Here is a 13,744-nt window from a genome sequence, read left to right on the forward strand (position 1 = left end):
CGCCGCGCATTCAGGATGCGGCGCGAACTTCCTGCTGAAGTCGGCGGATGCATCACCTTCCTCCTGTGACGCAGTAGCCCTGACATTAATCAGGAGACCGGAGTGGCTCCATCAGGCCATCTACTGAGGGGTGAGGAGGAATGACTGGAGAAGGCAGGGGGCCATACCGCAGTACACGCCCCATGCCGCCCATGCGGCGCATGAGGTCTTCAGGAGGATCCTCGCAGCCCGTGGCGCGAAGCGTCATGTGTGGAGGCAACGCTCTTGCGAAGAGCGATTGCGGAGCATTCCAGCGCCCGGCGCGGCAACCGCGACCGAACGTGTGCGCTAGCTGACCGCGTTTCTTCGTTCAAGGGAGGGCAACGGCACCGTCGCCTGAACGAGAGTGCCGCCCTGAGGGGCTGGGCCGATATTCAGGCAGCCGCCAAGCTGGCGTAGCCGCTCACGCATGCCGGCAACGCCGACCCCCAGATCGCCCGGCCCGGCCTCCGCGGGGATCTTGCCTGCGCCACGGGCCCGCCCATCGTCCTGCACGATCAGGCGCAGCCTCCGCGCCACGCCGCTCCCGGTCATCTCCATCCGGACTTCGGCCGTCGTGGCGACGGCATGGCGGTGCACATTCACGAGCGCCTCCTGCGCGACGCGGAACAGAGCGGTTGCCGCCTCGCTCGAAAGCTCTTCCGGCAGCGTCTCGGCCGCCACGGTGATCCGAAGGCCGCTGCGCCGGGCGAAACCCCGTGCGAACCATTCCAAGGCGGCGCCGAGACCGGCTTCGTCCAGCATGGGCGGGTGCAGGAGATAGGACAGGGTCCGGATCTCGCGCTGCGTCCGCTCAATGAGGTCCAGGCTTTCCGCCAGCAAGGCCGCGGGCTCTTCCGCCAGCTCGGGCGCGAGCCTGCCCGCGCAACCGAGCGCGAGAGCGGCACCGAGCAGGTTCTGCGCCGTTGAATCGTGCAGCTCGCGGGCAATGCGCCGCCGCTCCGCATCCTGCGCTGCAAGCAGCCGACCCGCCAGGCTGCGCACCGCTTCTGTCGCCTCTCTGGCTTCCGTGATGTCCTCATGCGCCATGACGATGCGGCGCTGCTCCGCCTCACCGAACCGCGCCGCCCGAAGCTGGAACCAACGGCGGGCATGCGGGGAATGGCAGGCGTACTCAATGCGGAACTCTTCTCGCGGCCCGTGCAGCATGGAGCGCAGGGCAGCGGCGATTGTGGCCGCCACGGCAGAACCCTGGCTGGCACCCTCGCAGACAGCGAGATAATTCATCCCGATGCCATCATCCCTGTCCTTCAAGGCATTGGCTCGGGCGAAGCGCCGCCAGGCGGCGTTCACGGCGAGGATGCAGCCCTTGTTGTCCAGGATCGCCACATGCGCGGAGAGCGCATCCAGCGTGCGGCCCAGCATGTCGCGCGTCGCGTCCGCGGCCGACTCAGCCTGGCGGCGGAGGGTCACGTCCTGCGCGCAGCCGAGCATGTGCGTCACCCGGCCCTGCGCGTCGCGGGCAAACACCGTCTCCCGGCTCGACAGCCAACGCCACTCTCCCGAGCGGTGCCGCAACCGGTAGTCCACGGCCGCGAACGATACGTCCGGCAGCGCCTCGCATCGACGAAGATGCGCCTCGATGCCGGCCCGGTCATCGGGGTGCAGCAGGTGCGGGATGATCTGCTCGCCCATTGCCGCGAGCTCGGCTTTGCCGTAGCCCAGCACCTCGCTGGCCTGCGCGTTGATCCAGACGCTGGTTTGGGCGTGCAGATCGTAGACATACAGAAGGTCAGGCGTGGTTTCCGCGATGCGGCGGAACATGGCCAGCGCCTTGTCGCGCTCGCGCTCGGCCTGGCGTTGCGCGGTGACATCGCGTGCGCTGGCGAGAATCGATTTTATCAGCCCTGTCGCCGGATCGTGGATGGGAACGAGAATGAGTTCCCAATCACGCTGAACGCCTGGCAGGCTCAGCAAGTTCTCGTAGCGGACCGGCGCACCCGTCGCGATGCACTGGCGGCAGTTCGCGACCGCGAGAGCTGCGGCCTGAGGCGCGAGAACCTCGGTGATGTCGCGCCCAACGACAGCCTCCGCGCACAAGCCGGTCTGGCGTTCATAGGCCGGATTCACGGCATCCAGCAGGAAGCGGCCATCCTCCGTCACTCGAATGTCGAACAAGGCTTCGTCGGTGCTCTTCCAGTGCGCGCGCTGGCGCGCCTCGACGCCATGCTGATGCCGCCGGGTGGCGTCGAGGAGATTGGACAGGTGCTCGACCGGCCGCTCGATCCGGCGGGCCAGGGCCAATCCGGCGGCGATGCCCCCGGCGAGCAGCGCGAGGCCGGCGCCGAGGAGCAGCTTGAGCACGCTTCGCACAGGCGCGTCCGCAATGGTGAGCGGCACCTCCACAACGGCGGTCCAGCCGGCCTCGCCCACGCGGCTCATCGCGACCATCGCCGGCGCACCGGAGAGCCCCTGCCCCTGCAGCAGCTCTTCACTTCCGGGCGATGCGGCGATCTGCTGAAGCAACTCTGCCGGCGGCTTGTCGCCGACAGCAAGGGAGCCAGCCGGAACCAGAACATTTCCCTGACGATCGAGCAGGGTCGCCAGCCACCCGCTTGGCAGCGAGCGGAGAGACACGGCGGCGGCGAGCTGTTCGGCCGGGATGATCGAGCCCAACGCGAAGATGACCTCACCATCGATGCGCACGGGGTAGTGCACCGAGGTGGCCTGAAGGTCCCTGCCCGCCACAGGCGTCCGGGTGAGGTTCGAAACCCGCGGCTGCCCGCGCTGGAAAAGCTGCGCCCGCCCCGCTTCAGCTGCCGGGCCGAAATCCGTGAAACGAGGAAGGTCGCGCTCACCGAAGGGGCGTAAGGTATTGAGCAGTTGTTGTTCCGCATCCCACAAAAACAGCCAGGTCCCCGGCGGGAGGGGAACAGCCTTCATCTGGTCGTAAAGCGTGCGGAAATCGCGGTGCTGAAGCGCCGGTGAGGTGGCGAGCGTCTCAAGACGCGCAAAACCTGTGGAGATTTCGCGCTGCACGGCAGTGGACGCATTGTGTGCTGCCGCGACCGCCTGCCGGCGAATGCCCGCTTGCTTCTCTGTAGCCTCATGCAGCGCCAATGCGGCGGTCAGTGTTAACCCTGAGGAGATGCAGGCAACCGCCAGCAAAGTCAGAACCCTTCTGACTTCGCATGATATCACCCCTGAGGAATGCACCTGAGCTTCAGGGCGCCCGAACTTCGTAGCCGACGGCGCTGCAGGTACAGACTGGTACCCGTCGAGCATATCAGGCTTACCCCTTCAGTTTCTCTTTTTGAGGATGCGTTATCTAGTGAAGATTCCCATTATGAAACGTTCAAGGCTCCGTGAAGTCTGCTCTCTCAGTCTCGTTTCAAAGATTTGAACCGTGGCTTGCACCTCGGGCACAGACCTGAGGACAGCGAACCTGCGGCCCGGGCGCCTGGGCAGCGTTGATCGTGTCCATGACACCAACTCCGTTCCGCAGCAGATCCAGAGCCAAGGCAAGGTTCCAACTCGTCGGCCGGAGCTGAACTGGGATTGGAAATGTTGCTTCAGTTCGTTCTCTGCTGCGGCCGCAAGCTCATTGAGCAGATGCTTTGCCGCAGAACGGGGTTTCACCGCATCTTCGCCCGATACAATAGGCCGGCGACGGGTCCTGACCGCTGCCCAGTTTACCACCACCGCCAACAACAGGTTAGGCGTCTCGAATATTTCATACCTCGGTCCCCAAGCGGGACTTAGGCGATCGTGCGGACCGCCCTTTGCTGCGTCGGACAGCTTGGTGCGGCCGGCCGGAGTACCCGTCCATGCTTGACGATGCGACCGGGCAATTCGTTACTGACATGTTCGAGGCGGCTTCCCGAACCGCGCCCTTCATCATCATGAATCGAGAATGCCTCGTCTTCTGCGTGCAAGTCTACGCAATCAGCCGCGCCGCGTTGGTTTTCACTCCCACCCAAGGCTCGGCGTTTATCGTGGTCGAAGTGGCGGGACCGCGGCGCTCGCGAACCGCGCCGGCCTGGATGGCGCCAGCGGCTCGGAGATCGTCGCCTGCCGAGAGCTCAACCACCCCGTGTTCCTGGTAAATACTGGCACCCCGTTGATGCGCCGTCAGGTCAAGCCGAACCTCTCCCAGACGGCGCGGCGGACCGGAAGGCGGGGAGGCGCGGCGCCCTACCCTGCTGCGACCCAGCCTCTCGCGGCGTGACGTCGGCCTTCCGCACCACGCGGATCCAGCGGTTCAGGTCGGCGGCGACACGGCGATCTTCCACCGTGTGCCGCCTCTGCTGAACGCGATGGCCGACCGCACCATCCCTGTCGCCGACAGCATTCAGAACGGGGGATCGCCAGCGGTCGCGCGGCACTACACGCGGTGATCGAGGCGGATGGAGCCGAGCGTCCCGGCAGGACCTGGAGAGCCGATGCGGCGCCCCCCGGCGCCGCATCGCGCACGCCGTCGCCTTAGGCCTCGCCGGAACGGTTGCCACCGCCCAGCGCCTCGCCGGCCAGCCGCTCGGAGAACTGGGCCATCGCCGTGTGGTCCATTCCCGGCCCCAGCAGCTTCACCGCGCTGGCCCACATCTCCCGGCACAGGGCCGAGAACGGGGCGGGCGTGGCGGTGTCGCGCGCCACTTCCAGCGCCACGGAAACGTCCTTGGCCATCAGCTCCAGGCCAAAGCCGGCATCGAAGCGGCGCGACAGCACGAACTGCTTGAACTTCTTCTGCGTGCTGTTGTTCATGCCGGTCGAGTTGTTCAGCACGTCCACCATCTGCGCCGGGTCGAGGCCGAAGCGCTGGCCGATGAGCAGCGCCTCAACGCCGATCAGGAAGCCGGCGGCGCCCATCAGGTTGTTCAGCGCCTTCATGGCCTGCCCCGCGCCCACGCCGCCGACATGCGTCAGCGTAGTGCCCATCGCGCGCAGCACCGGGTCGGCCCGCTCCACCAGCGCCGCCTCGCCGCCGATCATGATCGCCAACTCGCCGGTCCGCGCGCGCGGCACACCGCCGGAGACCGGCGCGTCGATCATGGCGACGTCGCGCGCCGCCAGGCTCTCCGCGAACCCGCGCGTCGCCGTCGGCACGCCGGAACTCATCTCGATCAGCAGCGTCCCGGCGGTCAGCGCGTCACCCATCGCCCCGATCGCCTCGCCGACCTGCTTGGAGGTCGGCAGGATGGTGATCACGGCATCCGCACCGCGCACGGCGGCGGCGGCGTCCGCCGCGGCCTCGCCGCCAACCTCATCGGCGAAGCGGGCCGCGCGCTCCGGCATCACGTCGCAGGCAACGACCTGGAATCCGGCAGCGGCCAGGCGGGCGGCCATCGGCCAGCCCATGTTGCCGATGCCGATGAAGGCGATGCGGCGCAGTCCGTCGCCCAGGGCGGCGCCGCTCACTTCCTTGCCGGCTCGCCGGTGAGCGCGCCCTCCTTCACCAGCACCTCGTGCGCCGCCTTGAAGGCGTCGAGCCCCGCGGGGATGCCGCAATAGACCGTCGCGTGCAGCAGGATCTCCTTGATCTCCTCAACGGTGACGCCGTTCGCCAGCGCTCCCTTCACATGCAGCTTGAGTTCGGGCGTCTTGCCCAGCGCGGTCAGCATGGCGAGGTTCAGCATCGAGCGCTGCTTGCGATCCAGCCCGGGGCGGGTCCAGGCAAAGCCCCAGCACCATTCGGTGGTGATGTGCTGGAAGGCCATCATGAAGTCATCGGCCTTGGCGATGCTGCCGTCCACGTATTCGGCGCCGAGCACCGCGCGGCGGACCTCAAGACCACGGTCGAACAGGCTGTCATCGGACATTTTGGCGTCTCCCTTGAGATGGCAAAACTCTGTTGTATGTCTGATTGTCTGTCAATGCGCGGCGGCTTCATCCCTTTCGCTGGACGGCAGCGCTGCCGGTCGCCAGATTGCGGAGTGCGGCGTGACTCAGGGAGGCCCGCCGCAGGGAACACGGAAGAGAATGCCGGACGATTCACTGCAGATCACTCCACAGCCCGTGCGGCGCCAGGTCGAGGAGCGGCTGCGCGAGGCCATCATCACCAGCCGCTTCATGCCTGGCGAGCATCTCTCCGACCGCATGCTCTGCGATCTCTTCGGCGTCAGCCGCGGCGTGATCCGCGAAGCCGTGCGGCTGCTGGAAGCCGAGGGGCTGGTCATCGTGGTGCCCAACCGCGGCCCCTTCGTCGCCTACCTTTCCGCGGCGGAGGCGACCCAGGTCTATGAGGTGCGTGGCGTGCTGGAGGCGCTGGCGGGCCATGGCTTCGCCGAACGCGCCTCCACCGAGGAAGTCGCCGAGCTGCGCGCGGTGTTCGAGGAAATCGCCGCCACCAGGCCAGGCGCGGACCGGATGGCCCTGCTCACCCTGAAGCGCCGCTTCTACGACGTGCTGCTGCGAGGCTGCCGCAACAGCTATGTCGCACGGATGCTGGACCAGCTGCTCAACCGCAACTCACAGCTCCGCGCCACCACCCTCTCGGACCCGACGCGGCTGCCGCACACCGTGGAGGAGATCCGGCGCATCGTCGAGGCCGTGGAGCGGCGTGACGCGGAGGGAGCTTGGCAGGCCTGCCGGGATCATGTCGCGCAGGCAGCCAGGGTCGCACTGCGCATCCTGAACGAGCGGGCCGCGACCGGCGGCCCGGCCCCCGCACGCCGGCCGGCGGCACGGCGCCGGGCCGGCTGACCGCTCATCGCACCGCCGAGAAGGCGGTCGGCTGCAGGATCAGGTTCTCCACGCGCGCGATGATGGCGCCGTCGCGCTCCGTTTCCGCCCGCTTCCCGATCCATTCCGGGTCGGACTGGAAGGCGTTCCACTTCTGCTCGCGCTCGGCCAGGGAGTCCCATTCCAGGAGGTAGTAGAGGTCCTGGTTGGAGTCACCGATCGTCACGGTCCAGAAGCCGGCCTGGCGGATGCCGTGCTTCTGCCAGATGCCGAGGGTGATGGTTTCGAAGCGCCGCAGCAGCGCCGGCAAGCGGCCGGAGACGCAGTGATAGATGCGCAGTTCGTGGATCATGGGACCTCCTTGCTTGCGACGATACCCGGCCAGGCGGCAGGAACTCCAGCGTGCCGATCCCCGCCTCGGCAACCTCGATCGCGCTCCTGGCGCGGCGACGCTCGCGCTTGGCGCGGCAGCGGCCGAAGCGCATGCGGACCGGCGCGCCATCTGGCTCCGGGCGGTCGCGCGCACCGCCGCCGCAGGGCGCGACACGTCCCTGCCGGAAGGCCGCGGGGCCGGTCAGCAGGTCCCGGCGGATGGCGGGAGTCCGGCCAGCCTCGCCAGTGCCGTGGCCGAGCCCTGCGCGCCCGCACCGGCACGCACCTCCTCGCGCACCAGCCCGCGCCTGGCGGCGGTCTTGGCGAAGGCGGCCCCGCCCGTGACGCCGCGCCGATGCCGCTGTCCTCCCCAGTGACGACAACACGCCTGCTCACGAGTGGCCCGCTGCCTCTGCGGGCGGCACGTCCAGCCGGACGGCGATGCCCTCCAGCTCGGGCGAGACCGCCGGATACCGCCGCATCACCTCGGGATCATGCCCGGGAACAATATGCGCAAGGCTGGGTGCTGCGGCACGCAGGCGGTCGTGGCTTTCCAGCATCTCGGCCACGCTGACGCAGATCGGGAAAGGCCGGCCCGTTTCCAAGTTCTCGTAGAAATGGGTGACGTCGGAAGCCAGCACCACCGCCCCCCGCGCGGTGTTCACGCGCACGAACTGCAGGCCCGCCGAATGCCCGGGCGCGGGATGCAGCGTGATGCCCGGCGCCAGCTCGACCTGGCCGGTGTAAAGCCGCACCCGCTCGGCGAAGTTCAGCCGGACGATGCCGACCACGTCCTCCACCTCGAAGGCGTGGCGCAGATGCCCGTAACGCATGTGCCGCCCGCAGGCGAAGTGCAGGTCGGCCTCCTGCAGATGAAAGGTCGCGACAGGGAAGCGGTGGAAGTTGCCGACGTGGTCGTAGTGCAGGTGCGTCAGCACCACGTCCTGAACCCTCTCCGCCTCGACACCGAGCAGCCGAAGCGCCTCGATCGGGTCGCGCAGGAAGGTGCGCTTGCGGCGCGCCGCCACCTCGGCGGTGAAGCCGGAATCGACGACGATGCTGCGCCCGGCGCCGCGGATCAGCCAGAGAAAGTAGTCCATCGGCATCGGCCCGTCATGCGGGTCGCCGCCGATGAAGTGGTCGGAGCGCATCGCCTCCCGCATGGCGTAGCGCAGGGCGAACACCTCATAGGTCGGAAGCTCGGTCATGCAGCCCCTCCTCACAACTGCGGACGCTGCACGGATTCGAAGATCGTGTCCACGACGGTGGGCGGGAGGCTCATGGAGGGCCTTTCCAGCCCTTGCGGAGAGGTGATGGCAACTCCGGCCCCGAGCACCACCGCCCTGCGGCCCGCGACGGAACCTTGCAGCCCCGCGCCCGAGATCCCCTCGGACGAGCGGCCATCATGGGGCCGTGAGGCACTTCGCGCGGCCGCCGATCCAGGGCGGGCTTGTGTCATCTCCTGCGGCCGCGCAGGATCGCCGCCCTGAAGCAGAGGGAAAGCTCGATGGCCGCGCGGATCGACTACTACGTTTCGCTGAATTCACCCTGGACATATTTCGGCGCGGGCCGGATCGAGGCTCTCGCGGCGCGTCACGCCGCCGCCCTCCGCATCTACCCGGTCGACTTCTCGGCCATCTTTGCCGCCTCGGGCGGGCTTCCCCTCCCGAAGCGCTCGCCGCAGCGGCAGGCCTACCGCATGATGGAGTTGCGGCGGTGGCGCGAGCGGCTCGGAGTGCCGATCCATCTGCAGCCGAAATTCTTTCCGGCCCGCGAGGCCCTGCCGGCGCATGCGGTGATCGCGGTGCGGGAAAGCTTCGGCGACGCGCCTGCGGTCGCCCTGGCGCACGCCATTCTGAAGGCGCTCTGGGAACAGGAGCGCGACACCGGCGACGCCGCCACACTGGCCGAGATCGCCACCGGTACAGGGCTGGACGGCGGGGCGGTTCTGCGCCTGGCCGAGGAGCCGCGCTGGGCGGAACGGCGCGCAGCGGATACGCAGGCTGCGCTGGAGCGCGGCGTCTTCGGGGCACCGAGCTACGTGCTGAACGAGGAGATCTTCTGGGGCCAGGATCGGCTGGACTTCCTGGACGGTGCGCTCACCCGCTGATGCGGCCGGACGGCTGGGCGGCCGGTGGCCCGCCCGGTTCTCAACCACGGCCATCATGTCCGGAGGCCGGAGCCCTCTGCCGGGAAGGGCGGCCGAGCGCATCCGCCTGGACCCGATCCACGATCGCGCCATGACGCGGGAGTCCCGCCAGGGGCACGGCCACTCTTGGATTCTCCCCGGAATGCCGGGGAGGAGACCGGCGGCGTCCCGCCAGGGTCCCGCGCCCTTCCGCGCCTCCGATCACGGCCTCGCGCCGCACCTCTCATCGCCCCGTGCGGCGAGCGTGGGACGGGGGCAGGTCATGCGGCGCCGTCCGCATCGGAGGAACCCGTCAGAAGCGTGGCGAGGGCCTGGAGCAGGGTCGCGCCGCTAACAGGCTTGTTGCACCACGGATGGGTCCTGTAGGCCGCCTCGATGCTCTCCGGCCCGAACCCGGTGGTGAAGATGAAAGCCTGTCCGCTCCTGATCAGCATCTCCGCCAGCACGTAGGATTTCTCGCCACGCAGGTCCACGTCGAGAACGGCGCCGTCGAGTTCCCGGCCGCGCTCCCGCAGAAAGCGTGCTGCCTGCCCGACGCGGCCGATCGGCCCCAGCACCACCGCGCCGGCCCGCTCCAGGATGCCGCACATGTCCTGGCCGATGAAGTAGTCATCCTCCACCACCAGGATCCGCTTGCCGCGCAAGACCGTGTCGTTCATCAGGCCTTGCTCCAGGCTGCACCATCCTTACCTTCCGGCAGCGGCATCTCGATGGTGCAGACAACGCCATCCTCGCCGAATACCAGCTCGGTCCGCGCATCCAGGCTGAAGGAGAGGGCGCGCTCGATCAGCTCGCGGCCATAGCCGCTCCGCTCCGGCGGCGCGGCGATCGGCACGCCGCTTTCCCGCCATATCAGCACCAGGCAGCGGTCGGAGTGCTCGTCCGCGCGGATTGTCCAGCCGATGTGCAGCTTGCCGCCGGCCCGCTCCAGCGCACCGTATTTCAGGGCGTTGGTGGCGAGCTCGTGAAGCGCGAGCGCCATGATCTGCACATGCGTCATGCCGAGCGGCACGCGTGGCCCGGTCACGGCCACCCGCTCGCCTTCCCGCGCGTCCAGGGCGCGCAGCTCGGCCCGGACGACGTCGCCGAGATCGATCTGGGTGTCGGCGGTGTTCCCGATCAGGCTTTGCACGCGGCCGAGCGCGGCGAGGCGCTGCTGGAAGGCCTCCATCCGCGCGTCATAGCCCAGCGTGCGCTGCGCGATGGACTGCACCACGCCCAGAAGATTGCGTGTGCGATGCTGCAGCTCGGCCACCAGCATGCGCTGCCGCGCCTCCGCGCGGGTCAGGTTGCTGACATCGATGATGCTGACGACGACGCCCTCGGCGCGCCGGTCGCCGTCGAGGTATGGCGCCACGCGGAGCAGGTAGAAGGCCTGGTTCTTCTCGTCGTCCACACGCCGCTCCAGCGGCCTGCCGGCCGCCAGCACTTCCGCGAGGTCCTCGGTGAAGGTGGGCATCGCGAAGCGCTGCGACAGGTCGGTGATCGGCCGGCCGCGGTCGCCCGGCAGGATGTTGAACACGGTGGAGGCGGTCGGCGTGAAGCTGCGGATCTTCAGCGCGCCGTCGAGAAAGATGGTCGCGATATCCGAGCTGTTGAACAGGTTCTGCAGGTCGCTGTTGGCACGGTCCAGAGCGTCCACCTTGGAGTGCAGGTCCGCGTTGACAGTGTGCAGCTCCTCGTTGACGGACTGCAGCTCCTCCTTGGAGGCCTCGAGCTCCTCGTTCGTGGACTGCAGCTCCTCGTTCACGGAGACCAGTTCCTCGTTCGAGGACTTCAGCTCCTCCAGCGCCGTCTCGTACTCCTCGATCAGCGATTGCAGCCGGTCGCGCGTCTCGCGCAGTTCGCGCTCCAGGTGCGGCGCGGCGCCATCGTGCTGGGTATGAGCGCGGCCGGCCGCCTCCTCCCGGCTGAGGGTGGGGCCCTGGTCGGTGAACAGCACCAGGAAGAGCGGCTCACCGTCGTCGTGCTTGCGCAAGGGTTCGGCGGTCAGCGTGACGATCTGCACGCGGCCGTCCTCGTCCTCGATGGCGATGTCCTCGCGCGTCACGGTGCGGCCGGCTTCGAGAGCCTCGCGGAACACTGTCCGCAGCTCGAGCCGCAGCCCTTTGCGGGCCATGGCCAGAAGCTGACGGCTTGGCAGCCCCGCCGCGGCCTCCAGGTACTTCCCGGTGCGCCCGGAATAAAAGACCACGTCGCCGTCGATGCCGTAGATCTCCCCCAGCGCCTCATCCTCATGCGCCAGCAGGGAACGGGAGGCCATGCCGTCGAGCAGGCGCAGGGAGCGCGCGAAGTCCACCAGCCGCTCGCCCATCCGGTCCGCCGGCAGGGCGAAATCCACCAGCCCGGTGGAGAGGGCGCTCTCCGGCATGTCCTCGGGCCGGGGGCCGTGCCCGTCGGCGACCTGGGCCAGAGTCACGCCGCCGCGCTCCTTGATGGCCTTGATGCCGAGCGTCCCGTCGCCATCCCCTCCCGAGAGCACCACGCCGGCCGCCCGCTCCCCCTGGTCCGCCGCCAGGGCGCTGAAGAAGATGTCGATCGGCTTGCGGTGGCGCCGGCTGGAGTTCGGCTTCTGGATGACGAGATGCTGCTGCTCGATGCCCACGACGGCGTCGGCCGGCAGGACATAGACATGGTCCTTCTCGACCCTGGCCCCGTCGGTGGCGACCAGGACCGGCAGGCGGGTGTAGCGCTTGACGATCTCGTGAAGCAGGCTTTTCCGCTCGGGACTCAGGTGGGTGATGATGACGAAGGCCAAGCCGGGGCTTTCCGGCAGCCCCTAGAAGAAACCTTCCAGCGCCTCGACGCCGCCGGCGGAAGCGCCGATGCCAACGATCGGGAAGGCGTCCTGCGTGCCAGCGTCCATTATCGCGTCGCCTTGCCCTGGTTCAGTCCGCGCCGCCGTGCTCCGCTACCGCGGCTTGGCCGGGCCCCGGCTGAGGATCCGCCTGCTCGTCCCCGAGGCGGCACGGCTCAATGCCTTATCAGCCTCATCGGGACGGCCATGCTCCGCTTGGCGGAGCGTCCAACGGCGATAGTCGGCCACGGGAACACCCTTGGCAAGGCGGAGCGACAATACGTCTCTCCGAAGCAACGCCACGCGAATGGCGAAAGCTGCCCTTCTCTCGCCATCACCTCCGCGGTATCGCGGCCGCCCGGCATGGCGCCGGGGGATCTCCGAACTGGGGCGCGGCTGGCCGTGGCGGATCGCACGCGACGGGCGGTTTTGCGGAACGCGCGCCGGCCGCCCAAACGCGAAAAGCCCGGCGCGAGCGCCGGGCTTTTTCGGAATCCCCATGTTTTCCAAGGAGAAGATCTGGCGCGCTCGAGAGGATTCGAACCCCTAACCCCCAGATCCGTAGTCTAGTGCTCTATCCAATTGAGCTACGAGCGCTTGCCAGTGGCGGGGAGATAACCGACCGGCCCTCCCCGCGCAAGGGCGTTTTTCGGTTGTTACGCCCCCAGCTTGTCCAGCTCGCGCAGCACCGCGTCACCCATGACGCTGGTGCCGACACGGGCGGTGCCGGGACCCATGATGTCGGCGGTGCGGAGCCCACCGGCCAGCACCTTCTCGATCGCCGTCTCGACCAGCCTGGCATCCTCCTCCATGCCGAAGGACCAGCGCAGCAGCATGGCGAAGGAGAGCAACTGGGCACAGGGATTGGCGATGCCCTTGCCAGCGATGTCCGGCGCCGAGCCATGGATGGGCTCGTAGAGCGCGCGCCGCCGGCCGGAGGCGTCCGGCGCCCCGAGCGTGGCGGAGGGCAGCATGCCGAGCGAGCCGGTGGCCGCCGCCGCCAGGTCGGAGAGCAGGTCGCCGAAAATGTTGCTGGCCAGGATGGTGTCGAACTGCTTCGGCCGGGCGCAGAGCTGCATGGCGCAGTTGTCGGCATACATGTGCGACAGCTCGACTTCCGGGTACTCGGCCTTGCCGATCTCGGAAACCACGGCGCGCCAGAGGCGGCCGGACTGCATCACGTTGGCCTTGTCCACGCTGGTCATCTTGCCGGTGCGGCCCTTGGCCAGCTCGAAGGCGACCCGCGCCACGCGGGCGATCTCGTCCTCGGTATAAACCTCGGTGTCCACGCCGCGGCGCTTGCCGTTGGACAGGGTCTCCACGCCGCGCGGCTCGCCGAAATAGATGCCGCCGGTGGATTCCCGCACGATCATCAGGTCGAGCCCGCGCACCACGTCAGGCTTCAGGCTGGAGGCGTCCACAAGGGGGTCCAGCACCAGGGCGGGGCGAAGGTTGGCGAAGAGGCCCAGCTCCTTGCGCAGCCGCAGGATGCCGAGCTCAGGCCGCTTGTCGAAGGGCAGCGTGTCCCATTTCGGGCCACCCACGGAGCCGAACAGCACGGCATCGGCGGCCAGCGCCCGCTCGACGGTGCCATCCGGGCAGGGCGAACCCTCGGCCTCCAGCGCGGCACCGCCGACCAGCCCTTCCTCCAGCGCGAAGCTGACGTGGCGGCGGCGGTCCATCCACTCGATGACCCGCCGCACCTCACGCATCACCTCGGGCCCGATGCCGTCGCCGGGCAGGACCAGCAGCCTCTTGTTCGCCGTCAT

The 13,744-nt window shown here is 68.5% G+C and carries 10 protein-coding genes and 1 tRNA gene; 2 read left to right on the plus strand and 9 right to left on the minus strand.

Annotation, left to right across the window (positions count from 1 at the left end; all coding sequences use genetic code 11):
• Positions 1-327 precede the first annotated feature (327 nt).
• The 3 genes from E0493_RS09490 to E0493_RS09500 form a co-directional block, all read right to left on the minus strand.
• On the minus strand, positions 328-3,147 hold the full coding sequence (locus E0493_RS09490) for a PAS domain S-box protein (protein WP_160936691.1): 2,820 nt from the start codon (positions 3,145-3,147) through the stop codon (positions 328-330).
• Positions 3,148-4,461: 1,314 nt separating this feature from the next.
• Entirely contained in the window at positions 4,462-5,394 is a 933-nt protein-coding gene (locus E0493_RS09495) for an NAD(P)-dependent oxidoreductase (RefSeq protein ID WP_160936692.1), read from the minus strand.
• Positions 5,391-5,795 (minus strand): carboxymuconolactone decarboxylase family protein, encoded by a 405-nt coding sequence (locus E0493_RS09500; RefSeq protein WP_160936693.1) that lies wholly within the window; start codon positions 5,793-5,795, stop codon positions 5,391-5,393. Before E0493_RS09500 ends, E0493_RS09495 begins: the two co-directional genes overlap by 4 nt.
• Positions 5,796-5,955: 160 nt before the next feature.
• On the opposite strand from E0493_RS09500, the gene E0493_RS09505 reads away from it, so the two are divergent.
• Positions 5,956-6,678: a GntR family transcriptional regulator gene (locus E0493_RS09505; RefSeq protein ID WP_160936694.1), complete on the plus strand. Its 723-nt coding sequence runs from the start codon at positions 5,956-5,958 to the stop codon at positions 6,676-6,678.
• 4 nt (positions 6,679-6,682) lie between these two features.
• Here the strand turns inward: E0493_RS09505 and E0493_RS09510 are convergent, their stop codons facing one another.
• Both E0493_RS09510 and E0493_RS09515 read right to left on the minus strand, forming a co-directional pair.
• Positions 6,683-7,009, minus strand: a complete 327-nt coding sequence (locus E0493_RS09510; protein ID WP_160936695.1) for an NIPSNAP family protein — start codon at positions 7,007-7,009, stop codon at positions 6,683-6,685.
• Between the two features lie 412 nt (positions 7,010-7,421).
• Positions 7,422-8,237: an N-acyl homoserine lactonase family protein gene (locus tag E0493_RS09515; protein ID WP_160936696.1), complete on the minus strand. Its 816-nt coding sequence runs from the start codon at positions 8,235-8,237 to the stop codon at positions 7,422-7,424.
• A gap of 299 nt (positions 8,238-8,536) precedes the next feature.
• Between E0493_RS09515 and E0493_RS09520 the strand changes: the two genes are divergently transcribed.
• The gene (locus E0493_RS09520; protein ID WP_160936697.1) at positions 8,537-9,139 is read left to right on the plus strand and encodes a 2-hydroxychromene-2-carboxylate isomerase; all 603 of its coding nucleotides are present in this window, start codon (positions 8,537-8,539) and stop codon (positions 9,137-9,139) included.
• Between the two features lie 299 nt (positions 9,140-9,438).
• On the opposite strand, the gene E0493_RS09525 is transcribed toward E0493_RS09520, so the two are convergent.
• The 4 genes from E0493_RS09525 to leuB form a co-directional block, all read right to left on the minus strand.
• Positions 9,439-9,837: a response regulator gene (locus E0493_RS09525; protein ID WP_160936698.1), complete on the minus strand. Its 399-nt coding sequence runs from the start codon at positions 9,835-9,837 to the stop codon at positions 9,439-9,441.
• Positions 9,837-11,954, minus strand: coding sequence for a chemotaxis protein CheB (locus tag E0493_RS09530; RefSeq protein ID WP_268894108.1), 2,118 nt, complete (start codon positions 11,952-11,954; stop codon positions 9,837-9,839). Before E0493_RS09530 ends, E0493_RS09525 begins: the two co-directional genes overlap by 1 nt.
• Before the next feature lie 541 nt (positions 11,955-12,495).
• Positions 12,496-12,572 (minus strand) — tRNA-Arg (locus E0493_RS09535).
• A 59-nt stretch (positions 12,573-12,631) separates the two neighbouring features.
• On the minus strand, positions 12,632-13,744 hold the full coding sequence (gene leuB, locus E0493_RS09540) for a 3-isopropylmalate dehydrogenase (protein ID WP_160936699.1): 1,113 nt from the start codon (positions 13,742-13,744) through the stop codon (positions 12,632-12,634).

The sequence above is a fragment of the Teichococcus coralli genome (genome assembly GCF_009829925.1).
GTDB classification, from domain to species: domain Bacteria; phylum Pseudomonadota; class Alphaproteobacteria; order Acetobacterales; family Acetobacteraceae; genus Pseudoroseomonas; species Pseudoroseomonas coralli.